A 23819-nucleotide genomic window follows, 5' to 3' on the forward strand; every position below is an offset into this window, starting at 1 on the left:
CACTACGCCCCGGCTCCTCCCTCCCTGAATTTTTCATGACCATCCTGCTCGCGCCCATGGAAGGCCTCCTGGATTTCCCGCTGCGCGACATCCTGACCCGCGTGGGTGGCATCGACCGCTGCGTGTCCGAGTTCATCCGCATCACCGACCAATTGCTGCCCGAGCGGGTCTTCACCCGCATCGTGCCGGAACTGCTCAATGGCGGCCGCACGCACGCGGGGGTGCCGGTGCGCGCGCAATTGCTGGGCTCCGACCCCAACTGCATGGCCGAAAACGCCGCCCGGCTGGCCACCCTGGGCCCGGCAGGCATTGACCTGAACTTCGGGTGCCCCGCCAAAGTCGTCAACCGCCATGGCGGCGGCGCGGCCTTGCTGGTCGACCCCGAACTGCTGCACGCCATCGTGTCGGCCGTGCGCCGCGCCGTGCCGGCCGACATGCCCGTGTCGGCCAAGATGCGCCTGGGCTACCTCGACGACTCGCTGGCGGTGGAATGCGCGCAGGCCTTGGCCAGCGGCGGCGCCGAAGAGCTGGTCGTGCACGCCCGCACCCGCGCCGATGCCTACCGCCCGCCCGCCTACTGGGGCCGCGTGAACGACATCCGACTGGCCGTGGGCATCCCCGTGGTGGCCAATGGCGAGATCTGGAACGTGGACGATGCCCGCCGCTGCCAGCAGGCCTCGGGCTGCCAGGACCTGATGCTGGGGCGCGGCATGGTGGTCAATCCCGGGCTGGCGCTCAGCATTGCCACACCCGGGCACGCTGGTCTGCCCTGGTCATCACTGCTGCCCTTGATGGCCGAATTCTGGAGGCTGATCCAAACCCGCGTCGAACCACGGCACCGGGCTGGCCGGATCAAGCAGTGGCTGAACTTTCTGCGCCGCCACTACCCGGAAGCGGAAGAAGCCTATGGCCGCGTTCGCACCACCAACGACCACACGCTGGTGGGTCAGATCCTCTTTGCCTAAGCCGTCTTGACCGAGGGGATGGGCTTGACCGGCCCGCCAAATTCCTCCTTGGCCGGTTTGCCGGGCAATGGCGGGAACGCCAGCTCGGCCTCGGGCACCTGGCAGTCGGGCAACTGGTCCAGCAGGTGACGGATCAAAGTCAAGCGCCCACGCCGCTGGTCGTTGAAATCAACCAGCGTCCAAGGTGCATGCTTGGTGTGCGTGGCCTCCAGCATGGCGTCTCGGGCTTGCCCGTACTCCTTGTACTTCAGGCGCGCTTCCAGGTCGATGGGCGACAACTTCCAACGCTTGAGCGGGTCGTTCAAGCGCTCGGCCATGCGTTGCTCCTGCTCTGCCTGGTCCACCGTCAGCCAGTACTTGAAGAGCAAGATGCCATCGTCCACCAGCAGCTTTTCAAACACAGGCGCCTGCTTAAGGAAGCGCTGCACCTGCTCATCGCTGCTGTAGCCCATCACTTTCTCGACCCCGGCACGGTTGTACCAACTGCGGTCCATCAGCACGATGTGGCCGCCGGCAGGCAAGTGCGCCACATGGCGCTGGAAGTACCACTGCGCCTGCTCGATCTCGGTGGGTTTGCTCAGCGCCACCACGTGGCACAGGCGCGGGTTGAGCGTCTCGCTGATCGCGTTGATGGCGCCGCCCTTGCCCGCCGTGTCCCGCCCTTCAAAGACGATCAGCACACGCTTTTGATGGTGCTGCACCCAGCGCGCCAGGTTGTTGAGCTCCACCTGCAAAGGCGCCAGCAAATCGCTGTATTGCGGCTTGCCCAAAGGATCGTCGGACTTGGCCGATTTGCTGCTGTTGCTGCCCATGGCACCTGCTCAGTGAAGTGGTGGAGCAGCCTTTATAACCCGCATGCGCAGGGCACCACCCCGCAGATCTCGGATGCGCGTCATGCTGCAAGCAGCGCGATCGAGCAGCCAGGTTGGTGGCGCTGGGCTGGTAGCTCGCCTTGGCCAACTCTCGCCGCAGCTATCGGCTACGAGGCCGCTCCGGCCTCAAAGTTGGCGGTCGTCGCCTTCAAGAACGCCCGCTTTCCGCTTTTGAAGCGCTTGGCGCTGTCGGGGCTTTGCATGGCCTCCAGGAAGGCCGATGACAAATGGTAGGTGCGGGTGTCCAGCCCCAACTCCTCCACCGCCTTCTTGAAACCCGCCGAACTGCCCATGGCCGTGTGGAAAACCTCGTCTGCGTAGGTGTTGGGCCAGGTGCTGAAGGGGTCCTCGAACGACTTCTGGCAATTGTCCTTGTCCGTCGAATGGTAGTTGCGGCACACCGAGGGGCGGGCCGAGTAAACGGAACAACTGTGATCGACCAGGAAGGGACAAGTCGGCCTCAAGGTGAGCCGGGCCGCCTCGGTCGCGGCCTTGCGCTCATTCACGTTGCGGGTGGCCCGCTCGATCGTGCCGCGCAACTGCGCCGCCGTGAAATGCCGGGTCACATAGGCCTGCACCTCGAACACCTCGAAGGGGTGGGCCACGACCTCGAACTGGCGACAGCAGAAGCTGCACCCAGCCTCACAAGCCAAGGCCTGGGGCGACGCTTGAACAGCGTGGTGCAGACGCGCTTCGTGGCGAGCGTAAAACCGCACCACGGATTCCCGCATGGTGAATTTTTGAAGGTCTTCACTCGCCTTGGCCAGCTCGGGCCGCGCGTGTTCAAGCATCCGCTCTTCGGACATGGGGAATTCTCCTTGCAGGGAGCCCAAGATAGCAAACTCTGACGCTGAATCGGCCCTGGCGTTTGCGCGCCTTGCAACTTTTTGAAAGCGCTGCAAGGGGGAACTGTTCCGGCCTTAGCACTCTAAGCAATAGAGTGCTAACATTTCCGATCAATGCTAAGGATGATTCCGAAAGGACGCCAACGATGACTGCCGCTACCGTCTTGACCACCCGTGATCCCTGGACCCTGGTTCCCTCGCTGGGCAACCTGGATGCCTACATCCGCGCCGTGCAAGACATCCCCATGCTCAAGGTGGAAGAAGAGCAAGATCTGGCGCGCAAGCTCCGTTCGGAAGGCGATGTTCAGGCCGCCGGGCGCCTGGTGCTGTCCCACCTGCGCTTGGTGGTGTCCATCTCGCGTCAGTACACGGGCTACGGCCTGCCCCAGGGCGATCTGATCCAGGAAGGCAATGTGGGCCTGATGAAGGCCGTCAAGCGCTTCGACCCCGATCAGGGCGTGCGCCTGGTCAGCTACGCCATGCACTGGATCAAGGCCGAGATCCACGAATACATCCTGAAGAACTGGCGCATGGTCAAGGTGGCCACCACCAAGGCCCAGCGCAAGCTGTTCTTCAACCTGCGCTCGCTCAAACACCAGTACAAGGGTGACGCCGACGACGCCCACGTGGGCCGCATGGGCTTCAGTGAATCCGAGATCCAGCGCGTGGCACACCACCTTGATGTGCGTCCGGAAGACGTCATCGAGATGGAAACCCGCATGTCGGGTGGCGACGTGGCGCTCGAAGCCCCGGCCGACGACGACCACGAGGGCCCTGCCGCCCCCATGGCCTACCTGTCGGACGATGCCAATGAGCCCACCCGCGTCATCGAGGCCAACCACCGCGACTGGCTGGCCAGCGACGGCATCACCCACGCTTTGAACCAGCTGGATGACCGCAGCCGCCGCATCGTTGAAGAGCGTTGGCTCAAGGTCAACGACAACGGCTCGGGCGGCATGACGCTGCACGACCTGGCGGCCAACTACGGCGTCAGCGCCGAGCGCATCCGTCAGATCGAAGTGGCCGCGATGAAGAAAATGCGCAAGGCTTTGAGCGAATCGGAAACCGCCTGATTCACCGCAAGCGCCCGATGAGGGCCGCGGTGGCAGCGTCCAGCCCGGAGACATCGCCGGTGGCCAAGCGTGGCAGCAAGGTCTTGCTCAGCGCCTTGCCCAGCTCCACACCCCATTGGTCAAACGAGTTGATGCCCCACAGCGCACCGCTCACGAAAGTGCGGTGCTCGTAAAGCGCCACCAGTGCGCCCAATGATTCGGGCGTGAGCTGGTCCAGCACCAGGGTCAGACTGGGGCGGTTGCCCGCAAATGTGCGGTGGCGCGCCAGCACATCCACTGGCACGCTGCTGCACGCCGTGGGCACGGTCTCCTGCGCGGCCTCAGCTTGGGTCTTGCCCCACATCAAGGCCTGCGCCTGCGCCAGGCCATTGCTCAGCAAGACCTGGTGCTGATGCAACATCAGGGCCTGCAGCGCGGGTGACCACTGGCCCGCATCGCGGTGCGTGGCTTTCCTGACCAAAATGAACTCCAGCGGGATCACATCGGAGCCCTGGTGCAGCATCTGGAAGAAAGCATGCTGGCCATTGGTACCCGGTTCGCCCCACACCACGTCGCTGGTGGCGTAAGGCAAAGGCTGACCATCGTGGTCCACGCTCTTGCCGTTGCTCTCCATCAGCAACTGCTGCAGGTAAGCGGGCAAGCGCCTCAGCCCATGGTGATACGGCGCGATGCCATGGCTGGAGTAGCCCTTGAAGTTGCGGTACCACACGTCCAGCAGGCCCAGCCACACCGGCAAGTTGGATTCAAGCGGTGCCTGCGCGAAGTGCTGGTCCATGGCGTGGGCGCCCGCCAGCAAGGCCTTGAAGTGATCACGTCCCAAGGCCAATGCGATCGGCAAGCCAATCGACGACCACATCGAAAATCGCCCGCCCACCCAATCCCAGAAACCAAACGTGGTGGTGATGCCAAAGTCGGCCGCGCCTTCCACGTTGGTGGTGGTGGCCACGAAATGCCGGGCAATGTCCTGCCCACCCTGGTCCAAAAACCACTGGCGCGCGGCTTGCGCGTTGGCCATGGTCTCCTGGGTGGTGAAGGTTTTGGAGGCGATGATGAACAGCGTGTGCTCGGGCCGCACCCGGCGCAGCACCGCCGCCAGATCATGGCCATCGACGTTGGACACAAAGTGAAAGCTCAAACGCGGGTGCACATAGGGATCCAGCGCAGGCACCACCATCTGCGGCCCCAAGTCGGAGCCGCCAATGCCGATGTTGACCACGTCGTGGATGTCACCGCTGGCCAGGCCGCCCGCCGTGGCGCGAATGCCCTCGACATACGCCAGCATCTGGTCCAAGGTGTTGTGCACCAGGTCGCTGTGAGGCGCCTGGCCCCGGGGCGCCCGCAAGGCCGTGTGCAGGACTTCTCGCCCTTCGGTCTGATTGATGGGCTCGCCGGCCAGCATGGCATCGCGCCGGGCCTCGATGCCGCATTCACGGGCCAGGTCCAGCAGATGGCGGGTGGTGGCCACGTCCCAGTGGGCACGCGAGGCATCCACAAAGACACCCGCAGCCTCGAAAGCAAAACGCTCCGCGCGCTGGGGATCCTGGGCGAACAAGTCGCGCAAATCCAGGGCGCGACCATGTGCCTCGAAATGCCCTTTCAAGGCCTGCCAGGCCACCGTTTGATCACAGCGTGGAAATGTCATGCCCACCATTCCGCTGATCAACGCTGCGCTTCGATGAGCGCGTCGAGCTTGGCCGAATCAACGGCGAACGCGCGGATGCCTTCGGCCAGTTTCTCGGTGCCCATGGCGTCATCGTTCAGGGCGAAGCGGAAAGCGGACTCGGTCAAGGGTGGCAGCGGCGCAGCACTGCCGATGTTTGCCCCGCCCAACTGCTTTTGCACCGGCTGACTGGAGGCGTCGGTGGCCTGCAACTGGGCCAGCAACTCGGGGCTGATGGTGAGCAGATCGCAACCCGCCAAGGCCAGGATCTGGCCCACGTTGCGGAAGCTGGCGCCCATCACCTCGGTGCGGATGCCCTGCTGCTTGTAATAAGCGTGGATGCGCGTCACCGACTCGACGCCGGGGTCATTGACACCCGCGTTGGCGGCCTCGTCCCAGGCGCTGCCAGCGGCTTTTTTGGTCCAGTCGTAGATGCGGCCCACGAAGGGCGAGATCAGTTGCACGCCCGCGTCACCACAAGCCTGCGCTTGGCAGAAGGCAAACAACAAGGTCAGGTTGCAATGGACGCCTTCGCGCTCCAACTCACGGGCGGCTTGAATGCCCTCCCAGGTTGAGGCGATCTTGATCAGCACACGCGCGCGGTCAATGCCCGCGGCTTGGTACAGCTTGATGATGCGGCGGGCTCGGGCCAAAGTGCCCTGGGTGTCAAAGCTCAGGCGGGCATCCACCTCGGTAGAAACACGGCCGGGCACCACCTTGAGGATCTCTAATCCGAACCGCACCAGCACCTGGTCCACGATGGCATCGAGGGCTTCGCCCCGGTGCGCGGCCACGGTGTCGGCCAGCAAGGGCGCATAGTCGGGCTTTTGCACCGCCTTCAGGATGAGCGAAGGGTTGGTCGTGGCGTCTTGCGGCGTGAACTGTGACAACTGCTTGAAGTCGCCGGTATCGGCCACGACTGTGGTGAATTGCTTGAGTTGATCGAGTTGGGAAGCCATGAAGTGAGCTCTTGCTATCAAATTGTTTTATCGTGAGCTTGATTTTCCACTTTTTTACACCCTCCTGAGCCATGTCTTTTGACCTTGTTTTTTTTGGTGGCACCGGCGACCTGACCTGGCGCAAACTCATGCCGGCCTTGTTCCAGGCATGGCGACATGGCAAGCTGCCCGCCCATGGCCGCATCCTGGCCGTGGCGCGCGATGACCGGGACGACGCCGGCTACCGCGCCTGGCTGAAGGATCGACTGCAGGAAGCCGAGAGCGCCAAGCGGCCCAGCGAAGACGAGTTCGCGCGCTTCTCCGCGCTGATCCACTACCTGCGCATGGACTTGTCGCAACCCACGGACTACCAGCGGCTCAAGGAATGGCTGGCTTCCCGAGGCGCCGACACGGTGCTCATCTACCTGGCCACCAGCCCGCACCTGTTCCCGTCCATCTGCGAACAGCTGGGCGCCTGCGGCTTGAACCATGATCGCGTGCGCGTGGTGCTTGAAAAGCCCTTGGGCCACGACTTGGCCAGCGCCCAGGAAATCAACCGCGTCGTGCGCTCGGTGTTCTCCGAACAGCAAGCCCTGCGCATCGACCACTACCTGGGCAAGCCTTCGGTGCAGAACCTGATGGCCTTGCGCTTTGGCAACGTGCTGTTCGAGCCTTTGTGGCGGCGCGAGAGCATCGCCAACATCCAGATCACCTTGGCCGAGAGCATGGGCGTGGGCACGCGCGGCGATTTCTACGACCGCACCGGCGCACTGCGCGACATGATCCAGAACCACGCCCTGCAGTTGCTGACCATGATCGCCATGGAGCCGCCGTCCAGCGCGCACGCCGATGCCATCCGCGACGAGAAACTCAAGGTGCTGCGCTCGCTCAAACCGTTTGACGCGATCACGGTGGCACGAGACGTGGTGCGTGGCCAGTACCGGGCCGGCAATGTCGACGGCCATGCCGCCATCGGCTATGCCGAAGAGAGCAAGGTGCCGCCTGGCAGCCACACTGAAACCTTCGTGGCCTTGCGCTGCGAGATCCAGAACTGGCGTTGGGCGGGCGTGCCCTTTTACCTGCGCACCGGCAAGCGCTTGGCGCAGCGGCAGGCCGAGATCGTGGTCAATTTCAAGCCCACACCGCACCCCATCTTTCCGGGGCCCAACGCGGCCAACAAGCTGGTGATCAAGCTGCAGCCTGAAGACGGCCTGGAGTTGCAATTGCTGGCGGCCAAAGGGACGGTGTCTGGTGCCGAGCACGAGACCCTGTCACCGGTCTCGCTCGACCTTGACTTTGACAAGGCGTTTCCGACCGACCGCGTGGGTGCATATGAGCGCATGCTGCTGGATGCCCTGGCGGGCCGCTTGAACCTTTTCGTGCGCTCCGACGAGCAGGAGCAAGCCTGGCGGTGGGTTGAGCCTATTCTGGATGCCTGGGCGGCCAATCCCAATGGCCTGCGGCCCTATGCCGCCGGCACCTGGGGCCCTCCGGCGGCCAGTGCGCTGGTGGCACGCGACGGCTTTGCGTGGGCAGAAGAAGAGTGCTGATCCCCGATCAGCACTCAGACTGATTGCAGCAAGCCATCAACGCCGTAAAGCCGCGCCAGTTCCTGCAGCTTTTTGGGCAGCGATTGCACCGAAAAAGCCCGGCCTTTAACCCGGGCCATGCGCTGGCATTCCAGCAGCACCGCCAAAGCGCTGGAGTCAAACTGCTCCAGGGTGGAGCCGTCCACGGTCAGCATGGCGGCCTCACCGGAGCCCGCTGCCGCCGCGCGGTCCAGCGTCTCGCGGAACAAACGCAAGGTGGCACCCACCTGAGCGTGGGTCAAGACAGCGGGCAACATCAGCATCGGAATCAACCTGCTGGCTTTTTGGCGGCCAGTTGCTTGTTGCGCTCGGCCAATTTGGCGATCAGGCCATCCACCCCAGAGGCCGTCACTTCCTGGGCAAAGCTGCTGCGGTAGGCTTCCACCAACCAGGCACCCAGCACATTGACGTCGTAGATCTTCCAGCCATCGCCGACCTTTTCAACACGGTAGTCGATCTGCACAGGGTCACCCTTGCCACGCACCAGCGAGCGCACGATCACTTCGGTGTCTTCCGGGCGCGAACGCACCGGCTTGAACTCCACCACTTGGTCCTTGATCTGGGCCACGGCACCGGCGTAGGTGTAGGTCAGCAAGGTGCGGAACTCTTCTTGCAGGCGCTTTTGCTGCTCAGGCGTGGCTTGGCGCCAGTTGCGGCCCACGGCCGACGCCGTCATGCGCTGGAAGTCGACGTAGGGCAGCACCTTGCTGTTGACCAAGGCAATCGCCTTGCGCAGATCACCGGACTGAATGGCCTTGTCGCTGCGCACGGTGTTGATCAGATCAGCGGTGATGCTTTTGACAAACAGGTCGGCCGTCTGGGCACCCGTCGTGGCGCTTGAGTCGGAAGGTGCCGCCGCGACGGCTTGCGCCAGCACGGCCGAACTGGCCGAGGCCACAGCCATGGCCAACGCCACGGAACGCAACACAGTGCGGGTGGAAAGCTTTGAAATGTTCAAGATCTTCGTCCTAAGGATGATGGTCATGCTGTCTTAACGCACGAACTCGTCCGCGCGCAGACCTTGCAGCTCCGCCAAGGTGATGTCAGGCCAGCGGGGGTTTGAAGACTCGACCTTGGATTGCGGGGCCACCGGGGCGGCAGCAGGCTCGCTGTCATAGTCTTCGTAGTCTTCTTCAGGGGGCTCGCCGTTGTAAACCTGGCTCTGGCGGCGCTGCAAATAGGCATCACGCACGAAAGAATAAGGGTCAAGAGCCACGTCACCCAAAAGATTGGTGACGTCCAGTACGCTGGCGCGGGCATTGATCACCTGGAGGATGGAGACGGCATTGGCGGTCGCGTCATCGCTGATCACCAAGCGGGGGCTGAAGTACAGGTCACCCGGAATGCTGACCGAATCGCGCAAGGTCGATGGGCCCAGGAAAGGCCAGACGATGTAAGCGCCAGGCTTGACGCCCCAGACGCCCAGCGTTTGCCCGAAATCCTCGTTATGACGCTCCAGGCGCATCGGCGTGGCAATGTCGATCAAACCCGCCAAACCGAAGGTGGTGTTGACGCTGACCCGCATGATCTGCGTGGCACCGTCGCCCGGATGGCCTTGCAGAAAAAGGTTGAGGGCCGACCACAGGTCTTTGAAATTACCGCCGAAATTGCTGATGGCCGTGCGAAACGGCTGGGGCGTCACGGCCTTGTAGCCGGTGGCCACGGGCTTGAGCAGGTTGTCGTCCAGCGCCTGGTTGAACGAGAAAACCTTGCGGTTCATGGACTCGAGCGGGTCTGGATTATGGCGTGTGGCGCAACCTTGCAGCAAGGCCGTTGACACGATGAGCAGACCGCCCAGGCCTTTGGCCCAGGTCGCGCGCTGCAGGGGAACGGTCAATTCAACCGGCCTTGGATTCACTTCTTATCTCCCGAAGCACCACCGCCGTCCGCCGCCTTGCTGTACAAAAACTGACTGATCAGGTTTTCAAGCACGAGGGCCGATTGGGTGGTTTTGATGGCGTCACCTTGCGCCAGATTGGTTTGCTCGTAGCCTGGCTCCAGGCCAATGTACTGCTCGCCCAACAAACCTGCCGTAAGGATTTTGGCGGAACTGTCTTTTGGAAAGCTCACGCCCTTGTTCAAAGCGATTTCAACACTGGCCTGAAAGGCCTTGTCGTCGAATTTAATGGACTGCACGCGGCCAATCACGACGCCAGCGCTTTTGACGGCCGCTTTGGGTTTGAGCCCGCCGATGTTGTCGAAGCGGGCCGTGACCATGTAAGTCGGGTCAAAGGACAAGGTCAGGAGGTTGCCGGCCTTGAGCGCCAGGAACAGGATGGCCGCCGCGCCCAACAGCACGAACAGGCCCACCCACACGTCAAATTTAGATCGTTGCATTGTTTTTTCTCCGTGCCGCGTCCGTCGGTCCAATCAGACCGAGAACATCATGGCCGTCAGTACAAAATCCAGCGCCAGCACGGCCAGCGAGGCCACCACCACGGTACGCGTCGTGGCCCGGGACACCCCTTCGGGCGTGGGCTGGCATTCAAAACCCTGCAACAGGGCGACGAAGGTCACTGTCAGACCAAACACCACACTCTTGATCAGGCCATTGCCCACGTCATACCAGACGTCGACCCCACCTTGCATCTGGGACCAGAACGCCCCCGAATCCACACCGATCATGACCACGCCGACCACCCAGCCGCCAAAGATGCCCACGGCAGAGAACACTGCGGCCAGCAAGGGCATGGCGATGACGCCGCCCCAGAACCGTGGCGCCAGCACCCGCTGGATGGGATCGACCGCCATCATTTCCATGGCCGCCAGTTGCTCGCCCGCCTTCATCAAACCGATGCCGGCCGTGAGCGAGGTGCCGGCACGACCGGCGAACAGCAGGGCCGCCACCACTGGGCCGAGTTCGCGAACCAGCGACAGGGCCACCATGAGGCCCAAGGCCTCGCTGGAGCCATAACGCTGCAAGATGTAGTAGCCCTGCAGGCTGAGCACAAAACCCACGAACAGGCCCGAGACCGTGATGATGGCCAGCGAATGGTTGCCCAAAAAGTGGACCTGTTCGCTCAGCAGGCGCCCACGTTTGACGGTGGGCAACAGCGATCCCAGCAAACGCAAGAACAGGCGCGTGCCGTAACCCACGTCGGCGATCTTGCTGCGCAAGGCGTAGCCCACATTGGCAGGAGACCAAGCTTTCATCATCCACGAACTCCGAAGTCCTGGCCCGCATCGACGGCAGGATGGTGAAAGCGCACCGGGCCGTCCGGGGCGGCGGTCACGAATTGCTTGACCAGAGGGTCTTCGCTGGCCCGCAATTCAGCCGGGGTGCCTTGTGCGGCAATGCGGCCATTGGCCAGCAGCACCACGTGGTCGGCGATCAGGAATGATTCGTCCACATCGTGGGACACCAGCACGCTGGTCAGGCCCATGGTGTCGTTCAATTCGCGGATCAGGCGCGCGGCCACGCCCATGGAGATGGGGTCCAGGCCGGCGAAAGGCTCGTCGTAAAGCATCAACTCGGGGTCGAGCGCCATGGCGCGCGCCAGGGCCACACGGCGGGCCATGCCGCCAGACACCTCGCTGGGCATCAGGTCACGAGCGCCACGCAGGCCAACGGCATTGAGCTTCATGAGCACCAAGTCGCGGACGATGGACTCTGGCAGGCGGGTGTGCTCGCGCAGCGGAAAGGCCACGTTCTCGAACACCGACAGGTCAGTGAACAAGGCACCAAACTGGAAGAGCATGCCCATGCGCCGGCGCGCGGCCATCAGCCCGTCGGCATCCAGCGTGGCGATGTCCACGCCGTTGATCAGCACCTGGCCTTTGATGGGTGACAACTGGCGCCCGATGAGGCGAAGCACCGTGGTTTTGCCGCCGCCCGAGGTGCCCATCAAGGCCACCAATTTGCCACGCGGCACCACCAGATTGATGTCCGACAGAATGATCCGGTCGCCGTAACCGCACGTGACACCGCACAGCTCCACGAGCACGTCGGGAGACTGGGGGGGTGAAGCGTTATCTGAAGCGGGAGACGTGTCGGCGGTCATGGCAAAAAAATTGGCCGGTGAGCAAGCACCGGCCATTGGATGATAGGGGATTCCCCGCCGCCTCGTTGTGGCGCCGATGGATAGGCGCCACAACCGGAGAAGTTAACGTGGCAAATCGGACGCGCCCATCAGGAACTCGTCGATCGAACGGGCAGCCTGGCGGCCTTCGCGGATCGCCCACACCACCAGGGATTGGCCCCGCCGCATGTCGCCCGCCGCGAACACCTTGTCCACATTGGTGGCGTAACCACCCATGAAGTCAGTGCTGGCGCGCGCGTTACCGCGGTTGTCCTTGTCCACGCCAAAGCCACTGATGATGGTGTCAACCGGGCTGACGAAGCCCATGGCCAACAGCACCAGATCGGCCTTGAGCACTTGTTCGCTGCCCGCCACTTCTTCGAACTTGCCGTTTTTGAACTCGACGCGCACGGTCTTGACGCCCGTGACCTTGCCGCCTTCACCGATGAATTCCTTGGTGGCGATGGCGAACTCGCGATCACAGCCTTCTTCGTGGCTGGACGAAGTGCGCATCTTGATCGGCCAGTAAGGCCAGGTCATGGGGCGGTCTTCTTCTTCCGGCGGACGGGGCATGACTTCGAACTGGGTCACGCTGGCCGCGCCATGGCGGTTCGAGGTGCCCACGCAGTCAGAGCCGGTGTCGCCACCGCCAATCACGATCACGTTCCTACCCGTGGCCATGATCTGATCATTGACCTTGCCGCCGCCATTGATGCGGTTTTGCATGGGCAGGAATTCCATCGCGAAATGGATGCCTGACAGCTCGCGGCCCGGCACAGGCAGGTCGCGCGATTGCTCGGAACCACCCGCCAGCAGCACGGCGTCAAAATCGGCCTGCAATTGCTTGGGCACAACGGTTTCCTTGGCCCAGTTGGTGACCTTGCTGCCGGGCCCTGATTTTGGCAACTCGCCCACCATCACATTGGTTTTGAACACGATGCCCTCGGCTTCCATCTGCTTGACGCGCAAGTCGATGTGGCCCTTGTCCATCTTGAAGTCGGGGATGCCGTAGCGCAGCAGGCCACCAACACGGTCGTTCTTCTCGAAGACCGTGACATCGTGACCGACGCGCGCCAGTTGTTGTGCGGCCGCCATGCCCGCCGGGCCGGAGCCCACCACGGCGATCTTCTTGCCGGTCTTGATGGTCGCGGGGCGGGGCTGAACCCAGCCTTCGGCCCAGGCCTTGTCGATGATGGCGTGCTCGATGGACTTGATGCCCACCGGGTCATCATTGACGTTCAGGGTGCAGGCGGCCTCGCAAGGTGCGGGGCAGATGCGGCCGGTGAACTCGGGGAAGTTGTTGGTGCTGTGCAGCACCGTGATCGCGTTCTTCCAGTCGTTGCGGTAAACCAGATCGTTGAAATCCGGAATGATGTTGTTGACCGGGCAGCCGCTGCTGCAGAACGGCGTGCCGCAATCCATGCAGCGCGCGCCCTGGATCTTGGCGTCTTCGGGCTTGAGGCCGATGACGAATTCCTTGTAGTTCTTAACGCGCGTCTCAACGGGCGCGTAGCCCTCTTCAAGACGCTCAAATTCCAAAAAGCCGGTGGGTTTTCCCATGTCGATGAACTCCTGTGTGTCTGGCCGGATCAGGCCTTGGCCTTGCCAGACTTGGCCTTCACATCGTCCTTGGCTTTGGCGATGGTGGCGACGGTTTCTTGTTTGGCGCCCATCTCGGTGAGGGCGCGGCGGTATTCGTGCGGGAAGACTTTGACGAACTTGGGCAGCAACGTGCTCCACTGGTCCAGGATCTCGCGCGCACGCAAAGATCCGGTCCAGCGGTGGTGGTCTTCGATCAGCTTCTTGAGCAAAGCTTCGTCGGCCACACCGTTGTGCAAGGGGATGCCATCGGCTTGCTGGTCGGCGGCGGTCAGCACCTTTTCCAGGGTGACCTGGGCCAGGTTGGCGCGCTTGTTGAACTGACCGTCTTCGTCGTAGACATACGCCACGCCGCCGGACATGCCGGCCGCGAAGTTGCGACCGGTCTGGCCCAACACCACCACGGTGCCGCCCGTCATGTATTCGCACCCGTGGTCGCCCGTGCCTTCAACCACCGCGGTGGCACCCGACAGGCGCACGCCGAAGCGCTCGCCCCCCACACCACGGAAGAAGGCCTCACCGCTGGTGGCACCGTACAGCACCGTGTTGCCCACGATGATGTTCTCGACCGCGTTGCCACGGAAGTCGATGCTGGGGCGCACGACCACGCGGCCACCGCTCAGGCCCTTGCCGGTGTAGTCGTTGGCCTCACCGATCAGGTACAGGGTGATGCCCTTGGCCAGGAAGGCGCCGAACGATTGGCCGCCCGTGCCTTCCATCTGGATGAAGATGGTCTGGTCTGGCAAGCCTTCAGGATGGTGCTTGATCAACTCACCCGACAACATGGCCCCGACGGTGCGGTTGACGTTGCGGGCTTCCTCCATGAACTGAACCTTCTCGCCAAGCTCAATGGCAGCGCGAGACTTCTCGATCAGGCGCAGATCAAGAGCTTTGTCCAGGCCGTGGTCTTGCGTCGACACGTGCAGGCGCGGCACGTCGGCAGGCACCGGCGGCAGCGCGAACACGCGGGTGAAGTCCAGGCCCTTGGCCTTCCAGTGCTCAACGCCCTTGCGGGTGTCCAGCAGGTCGGCACGGCCGATCAATTCGTCGAACTTGCGGATGCCCAGTTGCGCCATGATCTGGCGCGCTTCTTCGGCGACAAAGAAGAAGAAGTTGACGACGTGCTCGGGCCTGCCAGAGAACTTCTTGCGCAGCACCGGATCTTGCGTGGCCACGCCCACCGGGCAGGTGTTCAGGTGGCACTTGCGCATCATGATGCAGCCCTCGACCACCAGCGGTGCGGTGGCAAAGCCGAACTCGTCAGCGCCCAGCAAGGCACCGATGACGACATCGCGGCCGGTCTTCATCTGGCCATCAGCCTGCAGGCGGATGCGGCCGCGCAGGCGGTTCAGCACCAGGGTTTGCTGGGTCTCGGCCAGGCCGAGTTCCCACGGCGTGCCGCAGTGCTTGATCGACGACCAGGGCGAAGCGCCCGTGCCGCCGTCGTGGCCCGCGATCACGATGTGGTCGGCCTTGGCCTTGGCCACGCCGGTCGCCACCGTTCCCACGCCCACTTCGGACACCAGCTTGACCGAGATGTCGGCCACGGGGTTCACGTTCTTCAGATCGTGGATCAGCTGGGCCAAATCTTCGATCGAGTAGATGTCGTGGTGCGGCGGGGGCGAGATCAGGCCCACGCCCGGCACCGAGTGGCGCAGCTTGCCGATGTAGTCGGAGACCTTGCCACCAGGCAGCTGACCGCCCTCACCGGGCTTGGCACCCTGGGCCATCTTGATCTGGATCTGGTCGGCGGACGTGAGGTATTCGGTGGTGACACCGAAGCGGCCCGACGCCACCTGTTTGATCTTGGAACGCAGGCTGTCGCCGGCCTTCATCTCGTAGTCGACTTCAACGACATTGGCGCCGATGATCTCGGACACCTTCGTACCCTGCTTGATCGGGATGCCCCTGAGCTCTTGGCGATAACGTGCGGCGTCTTCGCCGCCTTCGCCGGTGTTGCTCTTGCCGCCAATGCGGTTCATCGCCAGTGCCAGCGTGGAGTGGGCTTCGGTGCTGATCGAACCCAGCGACATCGCACCCGTGGCAAAGCGCTTGACGATGTCGGCCGCCGATTCAACCTCTTCAACCGGAATGGCCTTGGCCGGGTCGATCTTGAACTCGAACAGGCCGCGCAAGGTCAGGTGGCGACGCGACTGGTCGTTGATGATCTGCGCGTACTCTTTGTACGTGTCGAACTTGTTGGCGCGCGTGCTGTGCTGCAGCTTGGCGATCGCGTCGGGCGTCCACATGTGGTCTTCACCACGGGTACGCCAGGCGTACTCGCCACCCGCGTCGAGCATGCTTTCCAGCACCGGATCGGCACCGAAAGCGGCCTTGTGGGTGCGGATGCCTTCTTCGGCCACCTCGAACACGCCAATGCCGCCCACTTGCGTGGCCGTGCCGCGGAAGTACTTGTCGATCAGGTCCTTGTTCAGGCCGATGGCCTCGAACAATTGCGCGCCGCAATAAGACATGTAGGTCGACACGCCCATCTTGGACATGATCTTGGACAGGCCTTTGCCGATCGCCTTGACGTAGTTGTAGATCGCCTTGTCGGCCGACAAATCGCCGCCCAGGTCCTTGTGCATGGACACCAAAGTCTCCATCGCCAGGTAGGGGTGGACGGCTTCGGCGCCATAACCGGCCAGCACGGCAAAGTTGTGCACTTCGCGCGCCGTGGCGGTCTCAACGACCAGGCCCGCCGACGTGCGCAAACCCTTGCGGACCAGGTGATGGTGGATGGCCGACAGCGCCAGCAAGGCCGGGATGGCGATGTTGCTGCGGTCCATCTTGCGGTCGCTGATGATCAGGATGTTGTGACCCGACTGGATCGCTTCAACCGCTTCAGCACACAGCGAGGCCAGCTTGGCTTCGACACCTTCGTGGCCCCAGGCCAGCGGATAGATGATGTCGATCTGGTAGGGCTTGAACTTGCCGCCGGTGTGCTTGTCGATGTTGCGCAGGCGCGCCATGTCGTTGAAGTCCAGCACGGGCTGGGACACTTCAAGGCGCATCGGCGGGTTCACCGCGTTGATGTCCAGCAGGTTGGGCTTGGGCCCGATGAAGGACACCAGCGACATCACCACGGCTTCGCGGATTGGGTCGATCGGCGGGTTAGTCACTTGCGCGAACAACTGCTTGAAGTAGTTGTACAGCGGCTTGTTCTTGTCCGACAGCACGGCCAGAGGCGAGTCATTGCCCATCGAGCCGGTGGCTTCTTCACCATTGGTGGCCATGGGGGCCATCAGGAACTTGACGTCTTCTTGGGTGTAGCCAAAAGCCTGCTGGCGATCAAGCAGTGATTCGCTGAACTCGCCCACGCTGCCACTGGCCTCGATGGTGTCCAGCTTGATGCGGACGTTCTCGATCCACTGACGGTAAGGCTTGGCCTGCGTGAACTGGGCCTTGAGCTCTTCGTCGTTGATGATGCGGCCTTGCTCGAAGTCGATCAGCAGCATCTTGCCGGGCTGCAAACGCCACTTCTTGATGATCTTGTGCTCGGGGATGGGCAGCACGCCAGACTCGGAGGCCAAGACTACCAGGTCGTCGTCGGTGATGATGAAACGGGCGGGCCGCAGGCCATTGCGGTCCAGCGTGGCGCCGATCTGGCGGCCATCGGTGAAGACCATGGCGGCCGGGCCGTCCCAGGGTTCCATCATGGCGGCGTGGTATTCATAGAAAGCGCGGCGGCGCTCGTCCATGGTGGCGTGCTGCTCCCAGGCTTCGGGGATCATCATCATCGCGGCTTGCGCCAGCGGGTAGCCCGACATGGTCAGCAGTTCGAGCGCGTTGTCGAAAGTCGCGGTATCGGACTGGCCATCCATGCTGATGGGGTAGAGCTTCTTCAGGTCATCGCCCAGCACGGGCGACTTCATCACGCCTTCACGGGCGCGCATCCAGTTGAAGTTGCCCTTGACGGTGTTGATCTCACCGTTGTGCGCCACCATGCGGTAGGGGTGGGCCAAAGGCCATTCTGGGAAGGTGTTGGTCGAGAAGCGCTGGTGCACCAAAGCCAGGGCCGAGGTCACGCGCTCATCGGCCAGATCCAAGTAGTACTTGCCCACTTGGTCGGCCAGCAGCAGGCCCTTGTAGATGATGGTGCGGCACGACATGCTCACCACGTAGTACTCGCCGCCATGCGTCAGGTTCAGGCTGGAGATCTTGCTGGACGCCGTTTTGCGGATGACGTAAAGCTTGCGCTCGAGCGCATCGGGCACCAGGATGTCCGGACCACGGCCCACGAAAACCTGGCGCATGACCGGCTCTTTTTCGCGCACGGTGGGCGACATGGGCATGTCGCGATCGACCGGCACATCACGCCAGCCCAGCAGCACCTGGCCTTCGGCCTTGATGGCGCGTTCCATCTCTTGCTCGCACGCCAGGCGCGAGGCGCTTTCCTTGGGCAAGAAGATCATGCCGACGCCGTACTCGCCCGGAGGGGGCAGGTCCACGCCCTGCGCGGCCATTTCGGCGCGGTAGAACTCATCCGGGATCTGGATCAGCAAGCCGGCACCGTCGCCCATCAGCGGGTCAGCGCCCACGGCACCCCGGTGGTCGATGTTTTCCAGGATCTGCAAGCCCTGGCGCACGATGCTGTGGGCTTTCAGGCCCTTGATGTGCGCCACGAAGCCAACGCCACAGGCGTCGTGCTCAGCGTTGGCATATATCCCATGCTCGGCGGCATGCAGGATTTCTTGTTTGGTGGCCGAGCTCGACGCTGCGGTTGAGGTGGGGAACTGAGTTCCCGAAGTCGCCTGGTTCATGGCGCGCTCCAGAGGTGAGTGGAGATAAAACAACGGCAAAGAAACCCGAGGATACTGCGCGGGGCAAGCAATTTCAAGTTCATTTAATAGGGTCAGACCACAATTAACTTATCAACGACAGGTTCAGGGGATTTAATTAGGGACACATCACTGAATTTGCAGGCAAACGCCCTATTTCGGCGCCACATCCACCACCGGGCTGAGCCGCCGAGGTCGTCCACGAGGTTTGGGCTGGACAGGCCGCCCCAGCGCCACCTGAACTTTCTGAAGAAAGTCATCACCCCCCAAAGCCCACCCCTTGTGCGTTGCATTCGCCAAATCTGACACCTGCCTGTGCGACAAGCCCTGCTCCAGGCGTTTGCGCCAAGCCGCCTCTCGGTCAAAGGGCGTGTTGCCCAGGGCCCAATAAAGCGGATGGTCCTGAATCAAGGGATCCACCCGCAAGCCAAGGTGGTGCCCCACACTGGACCAGTGGTCTTCCGCCAATTGCTGCACCGCACCCGTCCGCAAAGCATGCTGCTCAATGAAAACCATGCAATCAAGCAAGTACCGCGCCGCCTCGATCACCGTGCAACGGTAACGCCCCGACCACAAACCTCCACGCCGGTCATGGCGCCGGTTATAGGCCGCCACATAGCGCCGCCCCACCGACTGCATCAACCGGCTCAGGCCTTCGTCGGTAGACGGCGTGGCCAGCAGGTGCAGGTGGTCAATGGCGATGACATGGGCGTGAATGGCCACCGATTCCTCTCTGGCGGCCTCCGTCAAGGTGCGCAGCAGCAAGGCGACGTCGGTTTCATCCCGCACGAGGGCTTGGCCTTCGTGCACATGCTGAACCACCATGTGGGGCCAGCCGGCACCACTCAAACGTGGCATGCGCGCCATGAGTCACTCCTTTGATTCGGGTCTGACCCCCAATTCTCAAGCAAAAGTCATCCCCTGTGACAGAAGGACGGAACCCCCTTGTTTGCGGGGGAACCCCGAGATTTCAAGGACTTCCCCCGATGCCTCAAAACCCCCAGGCTTGTAGCCTCTTATACAAGCACCGTTAAAATGAACGGTTGCCGTTGTACACAACTCATTTTGATCGAGCTGTTGGTTTTGTTGTCTGGAGTTCCTTTTGATGGCTGATTCTTCTTCACCCTCGTTGACGCCATCGGCCATGGGCCGCGTGTCAGGGTGGCTGACGCATTGGGGCATCAGCCCGCTGGCCTTCGACGACACCCTCAGCCTCCTCAGCCCCCTGCTGACCGTGACGCGCCTGCATGCGCGGGTCATCGCCAAACAATCCGAGACCCCGGGCGCCACCACCTTGGTGCTGCAAGCCGGTTCCGCATTCCGTGGCCTCAAGCCTGGCCAGTTCATCTTGTTCAGCGTGGTCATCCAAGGCGTGCGCCACCGCCGCGCTTATTCACCCCGCAGCATCGACGGGCACCGGGACCGCTTTGCCATCACCGTGCAGCGCCAGCCTGGCGGGCTAATGTCCAACCACCTGAACGAACACACCAAGGTCGGTGACATCATTGAAATCGACCACGCTGGCGGCGCCTTCACCCTGCCAGCCACCGCGCCCGCTGAAATCCTGCTGATGGCCGGCGGCAGTGGCATCACGCCTTGCATGGCCATGCTGGAGCACCTGCTGCGCAGCCAGGCCACCACCCGCGCCACCCTGATTTACTTTGCACGCAGCCGCCAGGACCGCATCTTTGCGCAGGCCCTGGACGACATGGCGCAAAGCTGGCCACAGTTCAACTACGTCGCCATCGACAGCGTGGCCAACACCGTCAATGTGCCTAGCGCCCAGGCGCAACAACAGGTGCTGGACACCGCCCTGCTGGACCAGGCCGTGCCGCAATGGCGCCAGGTGCCAGCCTATTGCTGCGGCCCTGCCCCGCTGATGGACGCCGCCCGCCAGTTGTGGTTGGACGCGGGCACCAGCGCGCAACTTCACCTGGAAGCTTTTGCGCCAGCCAAACCCAGCGGCGACACCCACGCGGTGCACACCGTGCAGATGGAGCGTGCCCACCAGACGCGCAGCTTCTCCGCTGCCGGCGACCAGACCATTCTGATCGCGGGCGAAACCGCCGGATTGACACTGAAACACGGTTGCCGCCAAGGCATTTGCCACGAATGCACCTGCCGCTTGCGCAGTGGCAGCGTGCGCGACCTGACCTCCGGCACCCGCATCGATGGCGAAGGCCAGCCCATCCGCCTGTGCGTCAGTGCGGCGATGAGCGACCTTGACCTTGAATCCATGAATTGATTGATTGAGCCTTGCAGGTACGACCATGAACCAACACACCAAGCAGATCGGCCCCAGATCCATCGAACAGATGGACGCCTTTCAACGCGACCTGGACGCCATTGGCAACGAGGCGCGCAAACTCGTCGGCGAGCAGGATGCCCAACACATCCGCAAGGTGCTGCGCACGGTGCGCGTGACCGAGGCGTTGGGCCGCGCGCTGATGCTGTTCGGCTGGTTCCCGCCCACCTTGTTCCTGGGCACCTTGCTGCTGGGCATCTCCAAGATCGTGGACAACATGGAGTTGGGCCACAACGTGATGCACGGCCAGTACAACTTCATGAACGACCCGCGCTTCCATGGCGACACCTTCGACTGGGACAACACCTGCCCGGCCTCGGAATGGCGCCATGCGCACAACTATGTACACCACACCTACACCAACGTCATCGGCATGGACCGCGACTTTGGCTACGGCCTGCTGCGCCTGTCCAACGACTTGCGCTGGAGCTGGCTGCACCCCTTCCAACTGGTGTTGACCGCCCTGCTGGCGCTTTACTTTGAATGGTTCGTGGCCGTGCACGACATGCAAATGGACAAGGTGGTGATCGGCCGCAAGAAGTGGGCAGACGTTCAACCGCAGTGGCGCGTGGTGCGCCAGAAATTTGCGCGTCAGTTCCTGCGCGACTACGCCGCCTGGCCTTTGCTGGCCGCCGCCCTTGCCATGCCTTTCGGTCACGCGGTGGACGCTGGCGTTGCGGTGCTGGTGGGCAACTTCGCCGCTAACATCATCCGCAATGTGTGGGCCTGGGCCATCATCTTCTGTGGCCACTTCACCGACGACATCTACACCTTCAGCAAGAAATCGATTCAAAACGAATCGCGCGGCCAGTGGTATCTGCGCCAGATCCTGGGTTCGGCCAACATCCAGGGCGGCCGCTGGATGCACTTCATGAGCGGCAACCTGAGCCACCAGGTTGAGCACCACCTGTTTCCAGACATCCCTGCCAACCGCTACGGCGCCATGGCACCCAAGGTGCAGGCGGTGTGCGCCAAGTACGGCGTGCCTTACAACACGGGCAAGTTCGCCTGGCAATTGATGACGGTGCTCAAGCGCGTGGCGCGCTACAGCCTGCCGGGCGGCCCGCACAAGGCCGTGCACATCGAAGTCGAATCAATCATGCCCGAGAACGCATGACATGAGCATCAGCGCCGTCAGCCGTCTGACCATGCGGATCACGCCTGGGCCCCAGACCGCGGCGGAGTTCGACGCTTTTGCGCGCGAGATCGACCAGGTCCGCGTTGATTTCAAGGCCAGCCTGGGCGAATCCGATTCGCGCTACATCCGCCACGTGCTGTATTTGATCCGTGGATTGGAGTCGGCCGGACGAGCCTTGCTGACCTTGGCCGCCATCGGTTGGCCCATCGGGCTGCTGGGCGCGGTGTTGTTGGGTTTGAGCAAGTGCATCGACAACATGGAGTTCGGGCACAACGTGATGCACGGCCAGTACAGCTGGCTGAATGATCCGCGTTTTGAAGGCATCACCTGCGATTGGGACACCGTCTGCAGCCAGCAGAACTGGAAAGAGTCCCACAACCACATGCACCATTACTACACCAACGTCGAGGGCATTGACCGCGACTTTGGGTATGGCTTTCTGCGCCTGTCCAGCGACACGCCGTGGGAAAAACGGCATGCGGTGCAGGCCCTGTACATGGTGATCGTGGCCTTCATCTTTGAATGGGCCATCGGCATCCACAACATGGCTTTTGAGCAATTGCGCAACGACCGCGCGGCCACCAAGGTGAACATCGCCAGACTGTGGCCGGCCGCCCGAGCCAAGATATGGCGCCAGATTAAAAAAGACTACCTGCTGTGGCCCCTGCTGGGCGGTGTTGTCAGCGTGGCGCTGGGCCATGGTTTCTGGGCAGGCCTGGGTGCCTCGCTGCTGGGCCATTTGGTCGCCAATGTGATCCGCAACCTGTGGACCTTTGTGACCATTTTTTGTGGCCATTTCACCGACCAAATCCACACCTTCGACCCAACTGATCTGAAGGGCGAAACCAAGGGGCAGTATTACCTGCGGCAATGCATGGGCTCGGCCAACATCAGCGGCGGCAAGGTCTTCAATTTCATGACCGGGCACCTGAGCCACCAGATTGAGCATCACCTGTTTCCGGACCTGCCCTCGCACCGCTACGCCCAGTTCGCACCCCGCGTGCGTGAGATCTGTGGCCGATATGGCGTGCCTTACAACACAGGTAGCCTGGCGAGGCAGTTCACGACGGTGCTGTGGCGCGTGCTTCGACACAGTTTTCCGGGCGGCCGAAGCCCGATGTCGCGGCCGGCCAACGCGGCGCAAGTGGCAGCCCACGCCACTTCGTGATGCACGGCACGGCTTGCCCTGCGCAGGCGTTCACATCGTGAGACTGGCCCGGCATTGCCGGGCTTTTTTCTGCATGGTTTTTGGCCTGTTTCTGCGGCCGACAAAACCGCTTTGTCAGATTTCTTCCTACACGACACGCAGCGCAGACCCGACGTGCCTTACAGCGGCCACCCTATTCAGTTATCCCCGGTGACTGCGCAGAATCCATTCCATGGTGAGACGCAAATCCCACCCCCACCCGCAGTAAGACACCTGGAGCACCCCATGAACGCCGACCAAATCCTGATGGAAATCCGCGAAACCAATCTGTCGTACCTGATGCTGGCCCAGAGCCTGATCCGCGCCGACCGCGAACAAGCTTTGTTCCGTTTGGGCATGTCGGAAGCGGCCGCCAACATGATTGCCATGCTGTCGCCCGCCCAGGTGCTGAAGATTGCATCGAGCAACACCTTGCTGTGCCGCATGCGTGTCGACGATGACCTGGTCTGGACCCTGCTGACCAACCACGGCAAGTCGGGCTCCAGCGATGTCACCCGCCTGCACGCCAACATCCTGATGGCCGGCCGTCATCAAGAAGCCGCCTGATCCCCATTCACTGACCGGAGCCTGCACCATGCGCACCAAGAGCCTGTTGACCGAAGCCAAGCAAATCGACCGCGCTGTCACCTTGATCGGCCTGGGTGCCCGTCTGCAAGTGCTGGAGTCGGAGACCGACATCTCTTACGAGCGCTTGCTGCGCCTGTACAAGGAAGTGTCTGGCAAGTCGCCTTCCAAGGGCCAACTGCCCTTCTCGACCGACTGGTTCATGACCTGGCAGCCCAACATCCACGCCAGCTTGTTCCTCAACATCCATGAGTACCTGAACAA

General features: G+C 62.5%; 21 protein-coding genes. 8 read left to right on the plus strand and 13 right to left on the minus strand.

What is annotated here, in order from left to right; all coding sequences use genetic code 11:
* Positions 1-35: 35 nt before the first annotated feature.
* Positions 36-965 carry a tRNA-dihydrouridine synthase gene (locus tag H7225_RS09735; protein WP_290661286.1) on the plus strand — a complete coding sequence of 310 codons (930 nt, stop codon included), beginning with the start codon at positions 36-38 and terminating at the stop codon, positions 963-965.
* Here the strand turns inward: H7225_RS09735 and ppk2 are convergent.
* The gene (gene ppk2, locus H7225_RS09740) at positions 962-1777 is read right to left on the minus strand and encodes a polyphosphate kinase 2 (protein ID WP_290661288.1); all 816 of its coding nucleotides are present in this window, start codon (positions 1775-1777) and stop codon (positions 962-964) included. The two genes, H7225_RS09735 and ppk2, sit on opposite strands and share 4 nt — an antisense overlap.
* A 167-nt stretch (positions 1778-1944) precedes the next feature.
* Positions 1945-2643, minus strand: a complete 699-nt coding sequence (locus H7225_RS09745) for a YkgJ family cysteine cluster protein (protein ID WP_290661290.1) — start codon at positions 2641-2643, stop codon at positions 1945-1947.
* A gap of 185 nt (positions 2644-2828) precedes the next feature.
* On the opposite strand from H7225_RS09745, the gene rpoH reads away from it, so the two are divergent.
* Entirely contained in the window at positions 2829-3755 is a 927-nt protein-coding gene (gene rpoH, locus H7225_RS09750; protein ID WP_290661292.1) for an RNA polymerase sigma factor RpoH, read from the plus strand.
* A gap of 1 nt (position 3756) precedes the next feature.
* Here rpoH and pgi read toward each other — a convergent pair whose 3' ends face one another.
* The gene (gene pgi, locus H7225_RS09755; RefSeq protein WP_290661294.1) at positions 3757-5397 is read right to left on the minus strand and encodes a glucose-6-phosphate isomerase; all 1641 of its coding nucleotides are present in this window, start codon (positions 5395-5397) and stop codon (positions 3757-3759) included.
* Positions 5398-5414: 17 nt separating this feature from the next.
* Positions 5415-6374: a transaldolase gene (gene tal, locus H7225_RS09760; RefSeq protein ID WP_290661296.1), complete on the minus strand. Its 960-nt coding sequence runs from the start codon at positions 6372-6374 to the stop codon at positions 5415-5417.
* 71 nt (positions 6375-6445) lie between these two features.
* On the opposite strand from tal, the gene zwf reads away from it, so the two are divergent.
* Entirely contained in the window at positions 6446-7903 is a 1458-nt protein-coding gene (zwf, locus tag H7225_RS09765) for a glucose-6-phosphate dehydrogenase (RefSeq protein ID WP_290661298.1), read from the plus strand.
* A gap of 14 nt (positions 7904-7917) precedes the next feature.
* Here the strand turns inward: zwf and H7225_RS09770 are convergent, their stop codons facing one another.
* The 9 genes from H7225_RS09770 to H7225_RS09810 all read right to left on the minus strand — a co-directional run bounded on the left by H7225_RS09770 (position 7918) and on the right by H7225_RS09810 (position 19208).
* A complete protein-coding gene (locus H7225_RS09770; protein WP_290661300.1) occupies positions 7918-8205 on the minus strand; it encodes an STAS domain-containing protein in 288 nt (95 codons plus the stop codon).
* A 5-nt stretch (positions 8206-8210) separates the two neighbouring features.
* Positions 8211-8900 (minus strand): phospholipid-binding protein MlaC, encoded by a 690-nt coding sequence (locus tag H7225_RS09775; protein WP_290661302.1) that lies wholly within the window; start codon positions 8898-8900, stop codon positions 8211-8213.
* Between the two features lie 33 nt (positions 8901-8933).
* On the minus strand, positions 8934-9779 hold the full coding sequence (locus tag H7225_RS09780) for a VacJ family lipoprotein (protein ID WP_290661304.1): 846 nt from the start codon (positions 9777-9779) through the stop codon (positions 8934-8936).
* Positions 9780-9796: 17 nt separating this feature from the next.
* Complete coding sequence (gene mlaD / locus H7225_RS09785) at positions 9797-10279, minus strand: outer membrane lipid asymmetry maintenance protein MlaD (RefSeq protein ID WP_290661306.1); 483 nt, start codon at positions 10277-10279, stop codon at positions 9797-9799.
* A gap of 33 nt (positions 10280-10312) precedes the next feature.
* Positions 10313-11095, minus strand: a complete 783-nt coding sequence (gene mlaE / locus H7225_RS09790) for a lipid asymmetry maintenance ABC transporter permease subunit MlaE (protein ID WP_290661326.1) — start codon at positions 11093-11095, stop codon at positions 10313-10315.
* Positions 11095-11943: an ABC transporter ATP-binding protein gene (locus tag H7225_RS09795; RefSeq protein ID WP_290661308.1), complete on the minus strand. Its 849-nt coding sequence runs from the start codon at positions 11941-11943 to the stop codon at positions 11095-11097. The genes mlaE and H7225_RS09795 overlap by 1 nt, the downstream gene beginning before the upstream one ends.
* A gap of 102 nt (positions 11944-12045) precedes the next feature.
* A complete protein-coding gene (locus tag H7225_RS09800; RefSeq protein ID WP_290661310.1) occupies positions 12046-13521 on the minus strand; it encodes a glutamate synthase subunit beta in 1476 nt (491 codons plus the stop codon).
* Between the two features lie 29 nt (positions 13522-13550).
* Complete coding sequence (locus H7225_RS09805) at positions 13551-18323, minus strand: glutamate synthase-related protein (RefSeq protein WP_290661312.1); 4773 nt, start codon at positions 18321-18323, stop codon at positions 13551-13553.
* Between the two features lie 171 nt (positions 18324-18494).
* Complete coding sequence (locus H7225_RS09810) at positions 18495-19208, minus strand: transposase (protein ID WP_290661314.1); 714 nt, start codon at positions 19206-19208, stop codon at positions 18495-18497.
* A gap of 238 nt (positions 19209-19446) precedes the next feature.
* Here H7225_RS09810 and H7225_RS09815 point away from each other — a divergent pair, with 238 nt between their 5' ends.
* The 5 genes from H7225_RS09815 to H7225_RS09835 all read left to right on the plus strand — a co-directional run.
* Positions 19447-20586 carry an iron-sulfur cluster-binding domain-containing protein gene (locus H7225_RS09815; protein WP_290661316.1) on the plus strand — a complete coding sequence of 380 codons (1140 nt, stop codon included), beginning with the start codon at positions 19447-19449 and terminating at the stop codon, positions 20584-20586.
* 25 nt (positions 20587-20611) lie between these two features.
* Positions 20612-21763 carry an acyl-CoA desaturase gene (locus H7225_RS09820; RefSeq protein WP_290661318.1) on the plus strand — a complete coding sequence of 384 codons (1152 nt, stop codon included), beginning with the start codon at positions 20612-20614 and terminating at the stop codon, positions 21761-21763.
* A gap of 1 nt (position 21764) precedes the next feature.
* Complete coding sequence (locus tag H7225_RS09825) at positions 21765-22952, plus strand: acyl-CoA desaturase (RefSeq protein WP_290661320.1); 1188 nt, start codon at positions 21765-21767, stop codon at positions 22950-22952.
* Positions 22953-23216: 264 nt separating this feature from the next.
* Positions 23217-23537: a flagellar transcriptional regulator FlhD gene (gene flhD, locus H7225_RS09830; protein WP_290661322.1), complete on the plus strand. Its 321-nt coding sequence runs from the start codon at positions 23217-23219 to the stop codon at positions 23535-23537.
* A gap of 28 nt (positions 23538-23565) precedes the next feature.
* The coding region (locus H7225_RS09835; RefSeq protein WP_290661324.1) for a FlhC family transcriptional regulator at positions 23566-23819 on the plus strand (254 nt) is incomplete at its 3' end.

The sequence above is a fragment of the Aquabacterium sp. genome (assembly GCF_014378415.1).
GTDB lineage: Bacteria > Pseudomonadota > Gammaproteobacteria > Burkholderiales > Burkholderiaceae_C > Aquabacterium.